Here is a 15,826-nt window from a genome sequence, read left to right as displayed (position 1 = left end):
CCATGCCGTAATCTATGACGCCAGGTCGATGTTCACAACACCGATTTCCTGTGCAAGGCAGGGAAGATGCATCATAGCTTTTTAATGAGTCGGCTAGTGTATAAAGTAGACATGAAGACCCTATGAACCACGGCCCACGTTGCTAAAATCTTGGGAGTGACGATCACATTCGTGAGAAAAGTGTCCGCAGGAAAATACTCGTTGCCTTCCCATTGATGCCGGCCCTTTGCGTTCTCGGGAGGCATTTTGGCCCCGGAAACCGGATAAGGCTTTGCGAGCACTAAAATTGGGCTTTGGCTATCCTCCTCTTACGACAGTCCAACTATGCAGAGCTAACAAGCCCATAGGAGCCCCAAACAAGGCTAAAACGTTTAGCAACAGCAATGCCGGAAGAATAGTAAGTAACATGGGGTGAGATTGTCTGCGCAAGGCTTCTTCGAGGGACAATTGTTCTTCCATCTCGCTCGCTTGCTTCATGGCATCATCTGGGGCGATTCCGTGGTGATAACCATGCAGTAGCATGGTGGCTATCACATCGGACTCGGGACCCGGATATTCCCTGCGAAATACCTCCATAGCCGACAGGTCAAACCGTGAGAGCAGCATGGTTTGCACCAACTCCCGAATTGCGCCATCTAACTCCGGCACCACCGCTAACGCTTGATCGATGGCCTGCCAAAACGTCATGCCTGCGGTAAGAAAAAACGAAACAATACGCCAAAACCGCACTAATAGACGGCGTTTGCGGCGTATGGCCGTTCCCTGGGGACGTGAAGGGCGACGAGAGAGGACAAACCCCAACGTCATAGCTCCTAGCGCCAGTCCGGTGTTCATCTGAGGGTGAATGAGCCAAGCGGGCCATAACCCTACACTCATCCAGCCGGCCTCGTTCCATGACACCTGGTGGGCCGTCCATAGATATATCGCCAAACCACTACATAAGGCCGCCACGAGGATCATGAGGATTCCTCCTTGCGGATGTACCAAGATAACCCCATCAAGACCCCCGCCGTACTCATACCCAACATGCCAATCACCATATGCCCTGCCGTAGTCTGGGTCAAAATATTATAGAAGCTAGGCAACGCCATGCGAAAAATCAGCAAAAGACCATAGGGCACAACAGCGAGAACCATAACCGTTGACTCCAACGCCGTTTCTTCGAGCCGCCGCCCAAAACGTTGACGACGCGCGCGGCCCATATGTTGAATCACATTGTCGATAATCGGTGCCAAGGAGCCTCCGTAACGATTCGACAAACCGGCAGCTAGGCTCACAATCAACATTGCTTCCGTGTGCCACCGCTCACGTAATTCCATTAGCACCCGGTGGGGATCGGGATGCGGCACGATGCGGCTGTCACTACGCGCCACATCATCCAATGCCTGTGATAAACTCCCCCGGTTTCTTAAGGTCCGGCTTAGCCGTTGCAGAAAAACTTCGGTCTCCTGTTCTGCAAGATCACGTCCCGCGCGCATGCGTCGGCTTGTTAAAAACACTTCGAAACCTGCCGCAGCCAACAATACGGACAAGGTCAACACATGAGGGCGCACCCATAATAACGCAAGGCTGAGTGGAAAAATTACGCGAAAGACTCTTCGGGCATGCCAGGCATACACGGCGAGTCCCAGCATCCCGGCACTGAGCAGCACCAGACTATCCATCTTGTTCACCTACTTTGACAAACCCGGCGTCGGGACGATAGACCCACAGCACATGCATCCCCTCACGTGTTGGTTGCTGCACCGATTCAATGCGCCGAACCCCATCGGGACCTCTGCGTACATACACAATGACGTCAAGCGTGTCCTGAATTTGGCCAAGCAATTCCTCAAAAGGAATCCCTAGCTGATTTCTGGCGCACATCCGCGCTAATCGTAAGACGGTGGCCATGCCTCCCGATTGGGCATGCACGGTCGAAAGACTTCCATAATGTCCCGTCGACATCGCCTCGATAAGTTCTAAGGCTTCCGCGCCCCGGACCTCACCAACAATAATGCGATCCGGCCGCATACGCAGCGCATTGACCAGTAAGGTATGCACATCATGCGCACGAGTGGCTTCAAGGCTGACCGTATGAGAATGCGTTAAATTCAACTCACGCACGTCTTCGATAGTGACAACGCGCTGTGCTGGATCAATGTGGGAGGCCAACAACCTTAACAGTGACGTCTTACCAGAACCAGCCCCACCTGCAATAATAATATTGCGGCGTTCCTCAATATATTGAGACAAGTCCTGCCATAATGCGTGAGACAAACTGCCCGCCTCAATAAGGTCCGTTAGCACCAGAGGTTCAGCACGAGCCCGGCGAATGGTGATAGTAGGTTTTTCTGCCACGGGCGGCAGCACGCAATGAATGCGTGAACCATCCGCGAGCTGCGCATCACAAAGAGGAGATTCCGTATTGAGAACGCGTCCTGCCCGACTGGCTAAGCGCTGCGCCAACAACGTTACCTCATCGGGGTCGGCAAATTGTTGATTGACGAGCATAATGCGGCCATCCCGCTCACAATAAATTTGCTGTGGACCATTCACCATAATCTCGGTGACATGGTCATCCGTCAACAACTGGTCAAGAGGTCCCAAACCCGTCAAGCGATTTAACAAGGACCGTCGATATAATGCCACCGCCGCGACATTTAACCCGTCATCCGCAATCACTTGATCCACAGCTTCCTCAAGCTGATTAAGACGATCGCGGTCCCACACTAAATGACGCAACAGCTCAGGAAAGCGATTTTGTATCACTTGTTGCCATTGGTCGACACGTTGCCCCATTTGCGTATGTTCTTCGGCGGCCCCATGCGGCCAGAGCGATGCAAACGATTCTTCAGGTTTCCATGAATACGTTCCCACGATTTTTGCCTCCTTTCGCAATATCCTTAGCATAAAGGAGACTTATGACAGAAATACTGTTCAATATAGGCTCAGATGCGAAGAACTCGCCATCCGCTGATCCAACCCCATCCGGCGCAGAAAAATTCTTGACACAATGGTCAGAACGATATATTATGTAAACCGTAGGGACGCACGGAAACGGATTGAGGCCGTGCCGAGGAATTGGTTGAGGGATCGGATTCCGTAAAGAGCCGCTTGTCAGCGGCTCTTTACTTTTAAGTATGGGGCCGTCCCAATGCCCTTTTCAACTTCCTTCTTTGTGGGTGCATCGTAGGTGCATCATGGAAGAAACACCATGACCCTTCTGGTTATCCTTGGATGGCGGTCTTTTTCAGGAGATTATGGCCGATACTCAAAATCCCCATTCGGTTCTCACTTTTCCCAATCCGCGTAATAAAAATCGCCGGAACCGGCGGTTTTCTTTAATCTGTCACGGTTTAAACTGGGGTTCTCGGGCCACACGCCCCGCGTCTGTCGTGTTCGGCGCAGCCCACCCTAGTCCCTTCGACGGTGAAGGGTAAAGTGACTTGTTCAACGACTGACTGGTCAACAGAAGAATGTTTCATCAAGCAAAACCGCCTCCTTGGGTACATGTTTCCTTAAGGAATATTGTGACCAAAGACGACAGCTTTTGTTGATTCTATTCGGTTTTTTCTAATCGGCCAATACGCCATTGGTGATGCCTCGTAGCGCATCATTGGGTTTCCACTCGAAGGCGACGGTCGGCAGGTCAAACCCGACAATTGCATTCCCACATACCTGCATCCTATACTTAAAACGAAAATGGTGGGTGGCGTGTAGATCGTGGTATCTATCTATGGAAGAATTCTAAAAGGTTTATTTCTTAGTGCCGGAGTTCCACTAGGGGGTATATGATGTCGGATGATGATGTGCGCTGGATACAGCGGTTAATGCACTTTAGTCAAGCCTTAGCGCAGTTGCGGGATGCCAATGCATTAGCTCAAAGTCGAGCGCTGTCGAAACTCGAAGAACAAGGCATGATTCAAGCCTTCGAGTTTACTCATGAGTTGGCATGGAAAGTTTTGAAGGACTTTCTTGAAAGTCGTGGCGTTCAAAATTTGTACGGGTCTCGTGATGTAACCCGTGCAGCTTTTCAAACGGGCCTCATTACGGATGGCGACACATGGATGGCGATGATTGAAAGCCGCAATCTTACATCGCATACGTACGATGAGGACACGGCGCAAAGAATTCTGAAATCCATTCGTCAAGACTACGTGCCCCAATTCGAAACGCTGGAACGTCGGATGGAATCCTTGCGAATGGAGGAGAACCTGTAATGCCTTTTGGTTTGTCCGAGACTACAGTGCGTACAATCCATACCATTTTTCAGCAACATCCCGCCATTGATCAGGTTATTATCTATGGGTCGCGGGCTAAGGGTAATTATAAACAAGGGTCGGATATTGATCTGACCCTTATCGGAGATGCTCTGACACACGACGACTTGTTGCAGATCATGCACGAAATCAATGAATCCTCGATCCCTTATCTCGTGGATCTCTCTATTTTTCACGATATTAGCGATCCGGCTGTTCGTGAACATATTCAACGGCGTGGATGCGTCTTTTATCAGAAAATTACTTAACAGACTTTTGGGGCAGCCTCTTTTAAGGACCATCCGCAAAAACAAGAAGAGGCGCGTTCCGCGATGTGCGGAACGCGCGGATTACACCAGGCCACTCGTCTGTTACGATAACATAGGCACGCTCTCATGGTGCGCAGAAACGGGCAACAACAAACCCGCTACCGTACGCGCAAGCATCGCCGGATCAAATTTCGTCACAATGGCATCGGCCTCAACTTGTTGAGCCCGGTCAGCATGCCAGTGCCCAGACAACGAGGTATGCAATAAAATCGGAATCTCATGCGTGCGCGCTTCATGTTTCAAGCGCTGTGTCAACGTATATCCATCAAGACGCGGCATCTCCACGTCAAGCACAAACAGGGCCGGCAAGGATTCGGCTTTTTCCACTGCTTCCCACAACGCTTCTCCATCCGCAAAGGTCCGTACTTGGAGTCCTAGCGGATGTAATGCCTTCTCCACTTGATTTAAGGCAACCCGCGAATCATCGGCTAACCAGACTGTTTTTCCCGTGATAGGACTATGGATGTCGGCCTTCACCGGTGGATATTCTGGCGGGGCCACTTGCTCTAAAATCTGCTCAAAGTCTATCAATTGAATAGGACCTAGTTCCGGATGATCGATAAGTCCAGTAAAGCGCCGCCGCCCACTAACAGCGGTATCGAGAACAGGTGGCAATGGTTCTACCCGGTCCCAGCTGACGCGCACCATTCGGTCCACCATATCGACAGGAAACGCCTGCACACTTTGATTAAACTCGGTCATCAGCATCACTGCATCGGGCCCTGGCTCAGGGAGTCCCAAGGCTCGGTGCAGACTCACCACTGGCACCGTTTGTCCACGCAATCGCAAGAAGCCATACAGCCAGCCATGTTGTTCTGGTACCCGCGTAACCTCCGCCGCCCTCAACACTTCGCGCGTTTTATACACATTGATGCCGTACCGCTGACCATCACTCAATTGAAATACTAAGAGCTCCATTTGATTAGAGCCAGCCCGTAAAATGCCGTCATCATGAACCCGTTCCCGGTCTGTCCGCGTACTCGGAACCAAACGCCGTACGTCTATCATGAGCGCTAAGCGCCCATCGCCCAATAAAGCGACCCCACTCAGCCACGGTGTAACCGAGGCAAGTGTCGCCACCGGCTTGACGACCACTTCCTGCTGCCCCCGCACCTCATCCACCGCTAAAGCGGCTTGTGTGCGGCCATCTTTAACGCGGATGAGATAGGTGTCCTCATGGGCAGCTGTCGGGTCTAGCAACTGCGCAAGGGAGTAAACAGGAATTGGCGCATCATCGTCGGGAACGGCGGTCTGCCCTAATACGGTGCTAATCCCCGCTTGTTGCGCCACATCAATGCGTTCAACCGTCAAGATCGGCAATCCTATCGTCCACGGCCCCGCATCAACAATCAAGGCCGTCATAATTGCCATCGTCATGGGCAATTCTAGATGAAACGCTGTACCCTTGTGGAGGTCACTCTCCACCGTAATCGTGCCGTGAATTTCGTCCAAAAAGGCTTTAACGACATCCAAGCCCACTCCCCGGCCGGAGAGATCCGTGACTTTTTCGGCCGTCGACACCCCTGGCCGGAATAAGAGCTCTGATAGCCGGTCTGTTGACGCATGCAACGCTTCTTCCGCACTCATCCACCCTTGGCGGACCGCTTTTTCCCGCAACCGGTCCCACTCAATCCCTCCACCGTCGTCCTCGACCCTTACATGCACATGACCCTGGGCCGCGTATGCAGCGAGTCGCACCGTTCCCATTTCCGGCTTGCCGTGGGCCACGCGGACCTCTCCGGATTCAATACCGTGGTCACACGCATTACGCAATAAATGCAAGAGGGGTTCATGCAAACGGTCCATGACCAATCGATCTAGCTCGGTCTCGCCCCCTTGGGTCTCCAAACGAATTTTCTTGTCTAATTGTTTTGCCATATCGTGAATGGCTCGAGGATACTGCCGAAACAATGTATCCAAAGGCAACATGCGCGCACGCAAGGTGAGGTCTTGTAAATCCAAGGCACGGCGGCGCATATGGTCTAAAACACTGCGCGTCGCTTGATCAGCGCTGCCGCCAAAATGGTGCTCGAGTTGGCCTTGATCTAATAACAGCTCGCCCAAACCTTCTAAAATCCGTTCCAACGACGCGGCACCAATGCGTATTGTCCCTTCACGAGGCGCCGACCCGGTCACTGGGGCAGACGTGCTGACGGCCGGAATCGCTTTGGCATCTTCGCCCGACCCCTCAGGTCCCCGCACGACGTCCACACTGACTAAATTGTCGATCTCGGCAAGTAATGCCCTGACTTTGCTCGCCTCAGCAGATTTTGGCACCCGCAGCCGACTTGTGGTGCCGGTCCACCCAGAGAGCTCCGCTTCCGGCGGATCACTTTGGGTGCCAGGAAAAGCAGCTGACACGGATTGCCAAGCCTGGTACGCTCTGACTCCCAGCATGGGCGCATTCTTGTCCCATGTCAGTTCCCAAACCACCGTCTCGTCACCGGAGGACATCGGTGCAGCGCCCGCCAATTCCGCCCGCAACACATCCACAGTATGCAAGGTTTCTTTCTGCAGATCTTCATCAAACTGTCGAGCGCCTTGACGAACCTTGTCTAACGCGTCCTCAAGGTCATGCGCTGCGGTTACCCAATCGGTAAGCCCGACCATGCCTCCAGACCCTTTCAGGGTATGCGCCGCGCGAAACAATGCATCAAGAGGCGGTGAAGCCATCAAAGCCCCCTCTTCCAACGATGCCAACAATTCTGTTGCTTCTTGCATAAATAAGTCCCGTTCTTCAGGAGAATCCCACTGAATCTCTGAAAACCGCATGATTGCCCGCCTCCTCTTTCAAATAGTTCCCTCTTTGGTCAATCCCTTAGCCCGTGGCGACTCGGCCCGACCCCAAAACCGATGCTTGCAAGCGATCAGGCAAATCCGGAGCAAACGCCCAGAGCCACTCCGACTCCATCCGGTATGCCCCAACCACCCACGGAGCGGCTGCTTGAGGAATCAAGTTTTCCCACAAATCGCGGGACAAAGGGGGCCCAGGGGTCCATAAACTCTCGACCATATCAACCGCTACCAACGATACCCCCCGAGAGGATTCCCAACGTAAAGCCAAACCCACGTCTTTTGGCGGCAAGCCCAAAGGCGCTCCTAAGGTCCACACCTCTAAGGGTTGTCCTCTGACCACCGCGACTCCTGCTATAAGCTCCGGAGTCTGGGGGATGTGGGTGACAGAAAGGTTCGAAAGAATTTCTGTCACAGCTGTGACGGGTGCCCCAAACAAATACGATCCCACCCGTACGGTCAACAATTGCTCCTCCACTCTCTAACGCCTCCTCTGGAATTTTTCGTCATGAATTTATTGCCCTTGCGTACGAAGTCGCGTGGCCAATCCTGATACTTGCGTTGCTTGCTCAGCTGTCAATGCCGCAGCCGCCGTGAGTTGTTCAATGGCACTCGTTGCGGCCTGAATCTGGTCATGGATCGCATGCAATGCCTGCGCTGTCTCACGTACTGCCGCACCAATATCTAAGAAATTTGCGGAAACCTTTTGGCTCATCTCGTGTTCGGCGGCTTGAGCCGTCTGCGCCGCAGCGACAGCTTGGCTTAGTTCAACAAGGCGGGATCCAATGCCTGCAATCGTCTCTTCAATGTGACGCGTGGCATCACGCGACCCTTCTGACAACTTTTTCACTTCCTCGGCCACAACCGCAAATCCTCGGCCCGCATCGCCCGCCCTGGCCGCTTCAATGGCTGCGTTCAACGCCAATAAATTGGTTTGACGCGCAATATCCTGAATCAAAGAGGTCGATTGCGAAATTGTCGTCACTTGTCCTTCCAAAGCTTCGCGCGCACTGCCCACCCCCTTCATCGTGCTCCCCAAGGTTTCCGTGTGGACGGTTAGCGACTGAATGGTTTGGCTTCCCGCATCCGTAAATTGTTCCGTGGAGGCCATCCCGTCTTGGATCACCGAGGCTTGGCGCGCCAACATGTCAAATGTTTCCTTCAAATGTGTAACCGCCGCATGCGTTTCTTCCGCCGTCGCAGCTAAATGTTCGGCGTGCTGCCATAAATCTTGTTCAGCTAATTGCATGGCTTGGCGCGCTTGCGTGGAGGTGACGACCGCCAGTACCCCAACCGCCTCATTATCTTGCATAATGGGGATCGCCACCGACTGATAGGGGACCCCAAACGCGCTCGCATCACGCTCGTCTTTGAGAACCCGTCCCGCCTTTAAGGCTCGTTCACTCACCGTTCCACTAGGCGCCACCTCCCCAATCTTTAAACCCAAATCGATTTGCTTGCCGGGAACAACCGCTAAGATTCGCATCGCATGATCAACCACGATTAACTGCGTGTCATCCATATACGACATGTGCAAACCGGGAAGAAGTTGGCAAATGACATCAAGCGGTGCATTTAATGACATCAGACGTTCAGAATTTATAGGTGATTCCATCTTCAAATAACCTCCCCTATCTCTTCTCGTTCTCATTGACGGCGATTCGCTGTCGACCCTATGCGGCCCGTTTAAAACAATGACGCGGTGGGTCCTCCTCCAACAAGCGCACCCACATACAGGTTATGAAGGTAAACAGGTACAGCAATGTCTAACATTAAATCGCCCGTAACCCGGCGATACGTCAACACATCAAACGGATGCGAATCGGGCGGCAACATCTGAGACCGAATGTCTTGAGCCGTTAGTCGGCGTTGATCCAACAGGTCATCGATTAAGCCCGCATGACGGACTAAACTCATTAATCCTGGTGAATCATACAACCACTGTTTGACTAAGTTTTTCTGATCCTTTTGAGGATCGCCCGTCAACGCTGCGGCAAACGCACGGGGCTCTGCGATGACAAACCCGTTGACATCTACAAACGTGACACGCAAGACCCCAGGATATTGCTGTTGCACCCGTTGTGTCAGGGTTTCCATCCATTGCGCCAACATGACATCCACCGCATGGTCCCATCCACAGCTATATTTAGGGGGTGAAAACTGCGTCACCGGCCCCGGATCAAATAAATGGCGCAACTCGCTCGGTGAAACCGGCCGATAATCAAACGTCAAATCCTCCGGATGCACCTGCTTTTGCAACGAGTCACGCATACGCCCCGCTTCGTCCCCAAGCCATGCGCGCATTGCTGACACGTAGGATTGGACCGGCTTTCGCGTGCCGACCAGACGCCACCCGGACAGAACATTTTGCAGATCTTGGACAGTATCATTCATTGCCACGACAGTCCCCACACTGATATCCATTTCTTGCGCAATCGTGAGCAATTCATGGGGAACAGATTCCGTGCGTTGCAAATTACTTTGTGCTGTCTTGGTCAAGTCTTGTGCTGTCTCTCGCAAACCTTGAATCGTCGCGGTCATTTCTTCAACAGCCGCGGCATATTGCTCTGCTGCGGCTGCCTCACTTGTCACTTTTTGAGCCACCCGGTCCGCCAGCGATGTGGCTTGCTGGACGTCTTGACCCACCGCAGCCAACGCCGCCGTTAGGTCGTGTAGAGCTTCGGGGATAGCCATGATTTCTTGGCGCACACTTGTGAGGACTTTTTGCCCTTGTAGCGCCCGGTCGGCGATTCCTGCACTTTGTCGGGCCCCTTGTTCAATCGCCTCACTCACGGCGGTCAAGGTGGCTGCGGTCTGATGAGCAGCCTCTAGACTTTGCTCAGCCAAAGACCTCACCGACTCTGCTACGACCGCAAATCCTCGGCCGGCTTCCCCTGCCCGAGCTGCCTCAATCGCCGCATTTAACGCCAACATCTGCGTCTGCTGCGCGATTTCTTGAATTGTCGTCACGACCGGCGATAGTTCCCGCACACGCTGCGCCAGCGCCTGGTTTTCCTTATTGCTGCGCGCAATCGCATCCGGCAATGCCTCGATTTGATCTAACGCTTGGTTGACAGAGTGCACCGCACCCTCAATTCGCGCTTGCGATTCGGCTACCAAAGCTTGTCCTTTAACTTGGGCTTGTGCCGCACCTTGCACGGCCAAAGCCAATTGCGCCATCTCCAAATTCGCTGTCTGGGCTTCGCGCGCCTGACTCTCAGCCGCCTGCGCCACCTGATCCGCGACCACCGTTAACTCTTCTAATGAGCTCGAGACCATCCGTAAGGATTCTCCGTCGTCTAACGACGTTTGGCGCATCTCGGTTACGAGTTGCCTAATGCGCCCCGTGGTCGTTTTGACGCGCCGAACACTCTCCGATGATGCAGCGGTTTGCCTCATCAAAGCAGCACCCGTATATAGGACCCGATATAATACCGCGCGCAGCCGTTCAACCAATGTCTCACCGGCTTCATAGAGACTACGCACTTCATCATATCCCAAAGGCGCTTCCCGATCCGTTTCCAAATCGCCAGACACGACCCGCTGAATACTGGCAATTTGTATCGCAATCGGTGCGCTGACATAACGCGCATTAGCCCATAACGCTACGATGCCGCTGAGTTCCGCAATCAGACCTAAAGCCAAAATCAGCCCGACGATCCCATTGAGTGTTCTTACGTGGGCAAGCAGCAAAAGCGTGACGCTGGTTATCTCAATGATGGCAATCATGACCATAGCTCCGCCAAGTTGCCACGCAAATTTTTTGGATAATGGCCATTGTAAGTAGCGCTCCCATAGCCAACTCCACCAGCTGTTGCGATCCGTTCGTACGGCGTTATCCTGTGACGTTGTATCTCGACTCTCCACGGGCATCTTCGCTCCACCGCCTTTGTCAATATGAGATGAAATCTCTAAAACGCCGGTCGGCTTCGTTTGAGACCCTCCATCGTGTCGGCCGGTCCCCACATTGATTGGGGAATCTCGCTTCTTGTGATTCATCATGAAAGGCCCACCTGGCCCTGGTCGTACGACGTATGCGCACGCCAATAAGGGGCCGATGCAGGGCGACCCAAAGCATATCCTTGCACGGCCTCAATTCCTTCACGCGCCAAGCCTTCAAGCCACGCGCGTTCTTCCACGCCTTCAGCCACAACCACCGCGTGAATAGCCCGCGCAGCTGCAATCCAGCGACGCAGCCCTTCGGGCGATCCTTGAGCCCATTCTTGCACCACGTTCGAATCAATTTTTACGATTTGGGGACGCAACCAGTCTAAGCGATGAGGCGTTGAACACCCAGAGCCCGCATCATCCAAGGCCAAAGCATAACCCTGTTGCCGGAGCCAGAGGCTGCCTGATGCCCCATCTTGATCTGCGACTTGGCTTTCCGTGATTTCCCAGATAATGCGATTGGGGGAGCCTAAAAAAGGAAGGGTTGAAGCGGCTGTCAAATGGACCGCGCGAATGTTCAGAAACAATTTCCCCATCAATCCGTATGCAGAACGTACGGCTTGTTGAATCGCTATCCGATCAAGACGCATCACCTGATGGACGCGTTCAGCGTAATCCCACACTCTGTCCGGAGGACAACCATTGGCGAAGCGCGATAAGGCCTCAAAACCTACACACTGCCCTTGTATTGTCCATATGGGCTGAAAGACGGCGCGAATATCACCACGCCGAAGAGCCGCGACCAGCGCCTGCTGGGCAGCATCTTTTGAGTTCATAACGTGTCCCCTCCTTGGAACCGCAACCCAATCCATTACTACAATCTTCGCCGCATATCACAAGAGTCCTCTTTTATGATTCGACAAATTATGTCGTAATTTCACAGGTCAAGAAGCCCAGGATGAAGCTCTCATGTTAAAACCATTTTATGGGATTGGATAAAAAAGGATACTCGAGAGCGCCAAAGCGTCATTTCAAGGGGATTCAACGAGATGTTTTAGGGTCTTGGTCTTGCGATTTAGGGGCAAACCATTGCCAACACTTGGCCGGTTGCACTGATCAGCCACACATCCACGGCCACCGTTGAAGGCAATTTTGCCTGCACAGTGGCTTTAACACGCTGCGCAACCAAACGATAAAAATCTGGATACCGCGTGCCCACAACCTCAGCCACGCGTTGAGCTGTCGAATCGTCCCCCAGTGCGTTGAGCAGATCCAAATGAGCGCCTGCGCGCACGGCTATATCCCGTAAGCTCTCTAAAATAAGGGGAGACTCATAGGCGTGAAGATCCAGCGCTCCTTGCGCCACCTTGGCCAGCTTGCCCATCATGCCCACCAGCGAGACACGCCGAATTTGGGGACGAATGGCTGCAGCATGCAAAGCCGGTCCTAAGAATCTCCCAATTTCGACAATCGGCGCATAAGAAAATTGTTGTTCGGCAAAATCTCGACTCCGGCTTCCGGTGACCAACACGACATGGTCGCTACTCTCTGCCGCCACTTTTACTGCCAGAACGACTGATGCCTTCCATGATGACAAAGAATACGGACGAACAATTCCTGTCGTCCCCAAAATTGAAATGCCTCCGACAATGCCTAACCGTGGATTGCATGTCCTTAGAGCAATGTCTTGTCCTTGAGGGACGCTTATGACAATATTTACGCCCCGTGGTCTGGCACTTAGCCCAGCCAGCACTTCTTGCAAAATCATCTTGCGTGGAATCCGGTTAATAGCGGCCGCACCAAGGGGCAATCCCAATCCTGGTTTGGTCACACGTCCGACGCCATGACCGCCATCCACGATAATGTCACGGTCATCGCGCCAACTGACGTGGGCCCAAATTTCTGCCCCGTGCGTTGCGTCGGGATCATCTCCGCCATTTTTGATAATGCGGCATACAACCCCATCGCCCATTTTATGAACCCCATGGATTGTCAGATACGCAAGCTGTTTTGTCGGCAATATCACTGACACTTCCGCTCCAGGATCATGGCCCATCAAAGCCATCAGCGCGGCCTTTGTTGCCGCTTGAGCGCAAGTCCCGGTAGTGAAGCCCTGCCGAAGACGGCGCAACTGGCCGTCCACTTCCACGTCTTCAAACATATTTTCTAAGCGCAGTCCGTCCATACCTCTAGCATATCACCGCGCCAGACGTTTCAAAAATCTGGCATTCAATGGCGTCAAAGCTTAGACCCTCATCAACCCCGTCTGAGCTAGATTGAACCATAATCACGGCAATCCCACGTTCTAACGCAGGTTCGACTTTGCTCGCTAAATCATCACTCGAATCTTTCACAACGACAGCGCGAATGTTGTAGCGGTCATATATGGCCCCATTTAACGCTGCCGAATATGGGCCCACCATCGCCACCATTTGATGGGGTCCTAGCCCCAACTGTTCGGCTTGCAAAAGCGTTTCAGATCGCGGTAAAAGCCGGACCATTACGGTAATCTCGGGATTATCCGCTAAAGCTTCCGTATATATGGCTAAAGATTTAATGCCTGTCAGCAGCAAGACATTCCCCTGATATTGCCGCAAGGCCGCTGCCGCTTGCTGATGGCTATCTACGCGTCGGACCAAAGCCTCCTGTTCAAGACCTCGCGGTCTTTCCCAGCGCAGATAGGGCACCTGCTGCTCACGAGCTGCCCAGCGAGCCACCTTCTGGATAATCTGGGCATCGGGGTGGGTCATATCAACAATCCATGCAATGCCTTCATCGCGTAAAAACTGTGCTAAGCCCACGTCGTCCCATGCTCCCCAGCGGACCATAACGCCCTCCCCGTATGGACCCGGAGGAGGCGGTAACCGGTAAGATAACGTGACGCGCGCGCCCCGTCGTCCCAGACGTTCCGCCATGATCTTAGCCTCACGGGTGCCCCCCAGGACTAACACGCGTGGTCCACGATCAGACGGCGGGTAATAGCCGCGCGGGGTAATCATGCGGGAATTCCAAACAAAACTTTGGGAATTCCCGACCAAGACAATCGTGAACATATCGACCGCATCCGGTTCCAAATGTGCCACATCGGTGATGACCACCGATTCGCCGTCACGAAAGGCATTGCGAACAATGCCTACTGGTGTTCTAGGAGAGCAATGCGTACGGATGATGGCCTGCGCTCGTTCCCACTGCTTTTGTCGCCTCTGACTGCGGGGATTATAAAGGGCTAAGACAAAGTCTGCCCGGATGGCCGCTTGAAGACGTTTCTCAATCAGTGGCCACGGAGTCAACAAGTCACTTAAACTAATCGCCGCAAAATCATGGGACAGCGGGGCACCACAGCGTGCGGCCGCGGCTTGTAAGGCTGAGATGCCCGGGAGCACAACAATTTCTGGACTCTCATGCTGACGGGCCGCCCATTCAAATACCACACTCGCCATGCCATAAATGCCCGCATCCCCACTCGAAATGACCGCCACATGTTGCCCCTGGCACGCATACTCCATGGCTAGCTGAGCCCGTTCAATTTCCTCGGACAAATTTTTTGTTACAATCACTTGCCGTTGGGGATGCAAAATGGCCTCAATCAAGCGCATATAGCCTTGATAGCCAATAATCACCTGGGCGTGTTCTAATGCCTGCCGCGCTTGCATTGACAACAAATTCACATCACCAGGCCCAATGCCCACAATGTAGATGCGCCCTTGCGAGCACTGCCCGTTACCCATGGTCATGCCCATGATCATGAGAATGGCCTGGTCCATGATGGTGAGACAATGGATACCGGTGTTGGGCCAAAGGTCTCATCCAGTCCGTATCAGAAGCGGTGGAGACATGGTCTAATGCTTCCGTCACCCTCTGAACCACCACCTCAATGACATCGTTCTCGAGGCCAAAGTAGTCTGTCACGGCCACTTCCACCCCATGGTGGTCCGCTGCAAATTGCTGGGCAATCGCCTTGATTTTCTTGAAGAGCGTTCCCGTAAACAAAAAATACGGAACCACCACCACACGGCGCATTCCCAAACGGTATAAACGCTCTAACCCCTCGGCCATTCTTGGAAAGGTAATGCCAATAAAAGCATTTTCAATCCACTCATACTGTGTCCGCTCCCACAACATACGTGAAAGCTGATAAAAATGGGCATTCGCCACGGGATCAGAGCTACCCCGGCCCACGAATAAAATGCCGGTCTGTGGGGTAGGCGGATATGGAGCTAGGCGCCTTAACAACACGTCTTGCAACGCGGGATGAAAGCCCAAGTGATTGCCATAGTGAATCTGAAGTCCGTTATGACGGTGTAACGATGCATGCAAGACATGCGGAATATCCTCCATACAGTGTCCCGCATCCAACAACATGACCGGTACCGCGGTAATTTGCATTGTCCCCTCAGCAACTAAAACGTCGATATAGGGGCCGATAGCTGGCTCGGCAAATTCTAAAAACGCCCGGTGCACCGGAATCGAATGAGATTGTTGCAAACGTTGGGCCACTTGGCGGGCCATTTCATCAAATTGCTGAGAACCTTCTGCATCTTGACTCCCATGTCCAATTAATAACACCGCTGATTT

At 53.0% G+C, this 15,826-nt stretch carries 13 protein-coding genes and 1 pseudogene; 2 read left to right on the top strand and 12 right to left on the bottom strand.

The features are described 5' to 3' along the window. Positions 1-297: 297 nt before the first annotated feature. The 4 genes and pseudogenes from CO251_RS00535 to CO251_RS17970 form a co-directional block, all read right to left on the bottom strand. Entirely contained in the window at positions 298-960 is a 663-nt protein-coding gene (locus CO251_RS00535) for a hypothetical protein (RefSeq protein WP_103373866.1), read from the bottom strand. Next, entirely contained in the window at positions 957-1,664 is a 708-nt protein-coding gene (locus tag CO251_RS00530) for a type II secretion system F family protein (protein WP_103373865.1), read from the bottom strand. Before CO251_RS00530 ends, CO251_RS00535 begins: the two co-directional genes overlap by 4 nt. Beyond that, a complete protein-coding gene (locus CO251_RS00525; RefSeq protein WP_158246098.1) occupies positions 1,657-2,859 on the bottom strand; it encodes a CpaF family protein in 1,203 nt (400 codons plus the stop codon). The genes CO251_RS00530 and CO251_RS00525 overlap by 8 nt, the downstream gene beginning before the upstream one ends. A 350-nt stretch (positions 2,860-3,209) precedes the next feature. Beyond that, positions 3,210-3,331: pseudogene (locus CO251_RS17970) on the bottom strand (transposase); the annotation flags it as partial. A gap of 442 nt (positions 3,332-3,773) precedes the next feature. On the opposite strand from CO251_RS17970, the gene CO251_RS00520 reads away from it, so the two are divergent. Together CO251_RS00520 and CO251_RS00515 are read left to right on the top strand one after the other, a co-directional pair. Next, the gene (locus CO251_RS00520; protein ID WP_242968145.1) at positions 3,774-4,202 is read left to right on the top strand and encodes a nucleotidyltransferase substrate binding protein; all 429 of its coding nucleotides are present in this window, start codon (positions 3,774-3,776) and stop codon (positions 4,200-4,202) included. After that, on the top strand, positions 4,202-4,510 hold the full coding sequence (locus tag CO251_RS00515; RefSeq protein WP_103373862.1) for a nucleotidyltransferase domain-containing protein: 309 nt from the start codon (positions 4,202-4,204) through the stop codon (positions 4,508-4,510). The genes CO251_RS00520 and CO251_RS00515 overlap by 1 nt, the downstream gene beginning before the upstream one ends. A gap of 102 nt (positions 4,511-4,612) precedes the next feature. Here CO251_RS00515 and CO251_RS00510 read toward each other — a convergent pair whose 3' ends face one another. The 8 genes from CO251_RS00510 to CO251_RS00475 form a co-directional block, all read right to left on the bottom strand. Continuing rightward, the gene (locus CO251_RS00510) at positions 4,613-7,342 is read right to left on the bottom strand and encodes a chemotaxis protein CheW (RefSeq protein ID WP_103373861.1); all 2,730 of its coding nucleotides are present in this window, start codon (positions 7,340-7,342) and stop codon (positions 4,613-4,615) included. Between the two features lie 46 nt (positions 7,343-7,388). Then, complete coding sequence (locus CO251_RS00505) at positions 7,389-7,841, bottom strand: chemotaxis protein CheW (protein WP_103373860.1); 453 nt, start codon at positions 7,839-7,841, stop codon at positions 7,389-7,391. 36 nt (positions 7,842-7,877) lie between these two features. Continuing rightward, the gene (locus CO251_RS00500) at positions 7,878-8,978 is read right to left on the bottom strand and encodes a methyl-accepting chemotaxis protein (RefSeq protein WP_242968144.1); all 1,101 of its coding nucleotides are present in this window, start codon (positions 8,976-8,978) and stop codon (positions 7,878-7,880) included. Between the two features lie 71 nt (positions 8,979-9,049). Beyond that, a complete protein-coding gene (locus CO251_RS00495; RefSeq protein WP_103373859.1) occupies positions 9,050-11,365 on the bottom strand; it encodes a methyl-accepting chemotaxis protein in 2,316 nt (771 codons plus the stop codon). Beyond that, a complete protein-coding gene (locus CO251_RS00490) occupies positions 11,362-12,087 on the bottom strand; it encodes an EAL domain-containing protein (protein ID WP_158246097.1) in 726 nt (241 codons plus the stop codon). The genes CO251_RS00495 and CO251_RS00490 overlap by 4 nt, the downstream gene beginning before the upstream one ends. A 239-nt stretch (positions 12,088-12,326) precedes the next feature. After that, positions 12,327-13,436, bottom strand: a complete 1,110-nt coding sequence (gene cbiD, locus CO251_RS00485; protein WP_103373857.1) for a cobalt-precorrin-5B (C(1))-methyltransferase CbiD — start codon at positions 13,434-13,436, stop codon at positions 12,327-12,329. A 4-nt stretch (positions 13,437-13,440) separates the two neighbouring features. After that, complete coding sequence (cobJ, locus tag CO251_RS00480) at positions 13,441-14,997, bottom strand: precorrin-3B C(17)-methyltransferase (RefSeq protein ID WP_158246096.1); 1,557 nt, start codon at positions 14,995-14,997, stop codon at positions 13,441-13,443. Beyond that, positions 14,972-15,817 carry a sirohydrochlorin chelatase gene (locus CO251_RS00475; RefSeq protein WP_103373855.1) on the bottom strand — a complete coding sequence of 282 codons (846 nt, stop codon included), beginning with the start codon at positions 15,815-15,817 and terminating at the stop codon, positions 14,972-14,974. The genes cobJ and CO251_RS00475 overlap by 26 nt, the downstream gene beginning before the upstream one ends. Between the last annotated feature and the right edge of the window lie 9 nt (positions 15,818-15,826).

It is taken from the genome of Sulfobacillus sp. hq2 (assembly GCF_002903155.1).
Classification (GTDB): Bacteria; Bacillota; Sulfobacillia; order Sulfobacillales; family Sulfobacillaceae; genus Sulfobacillus; species Sulfobacillus thermotolerans.
The sequence above is the reverse complement of the archived record's forward strand: the minus strand, read 5'-3'. Positions and strand labels throughout refer to the sequence as shown.

Coding starts and splice junctions, on each gene's coding strand:
- CO251_RS00535 (WP_103373866.1), bottom strand. CDS start 960: ATGATCCTCGTGGCGGCCTTATGTAGTGGTTTGGCGATATATCTATGG.
- CO251_RS00530 (WP_103373865.1), bottom strand. CDS start 1,664: ATGGATAGTCTGGTGCTGCTCAGTGCCGGGATGCTGGGACTCGCCGTG.
- CO251_RS00520 (WP_242968145.1), top strand. CDS start 3,774: ATGATGTCGGATGATGATGTGCGCTGGATACAGCGGTTAATGCACTTT.
- CO251_RS00515 (WP_103373862.1), top strand. CDS start 4,202: ATGCCTTTTGGTTTGTCCGAGACTACAGTGCGTACAATCCATACCATT.
- CO251_RS00510 (WP_103373861.1), bottom strand. CDS start 7,342: ATGCGGTTTTCAGAGATTCAGTGGGATTCTCCTGAAGAACGGGACTTA.
- CO251_RS00500 (WP_242968144.1), bottom strand. CDS start 8,978: ATGGAATCACCTATAAATTCTGAACGTCTGATGTCATTAAATGCACCG.
- CO251_RS00495 (WP_103373859.1), bottom strand. CDS start 11,365: ATGATGAATCACAAGAAGCGAGATTCCCCAATCAATGTGGGGACCGGC.
- CO251_RS00490 (WP_158246097.1), bottom strand. CDS start 12,087: ATGAACTCAAAAGATGCTGCCCAGCAGGCGCTGGTCGCGGCTCTTCGG.
- cbiD (WP_103373857.1), bottom strand. CDS start 13,436: ATGGACGGACTGCGCTTAGAAAATATGTTTGAAGACGTGGAAGTGGAC.
- cobJ (WP_158246096.1), bottom strand. CDS start 14,997: ATGATCATGGGCATGACCATGGGTAACGGGCAGTGCTCGCAAGGGCGC.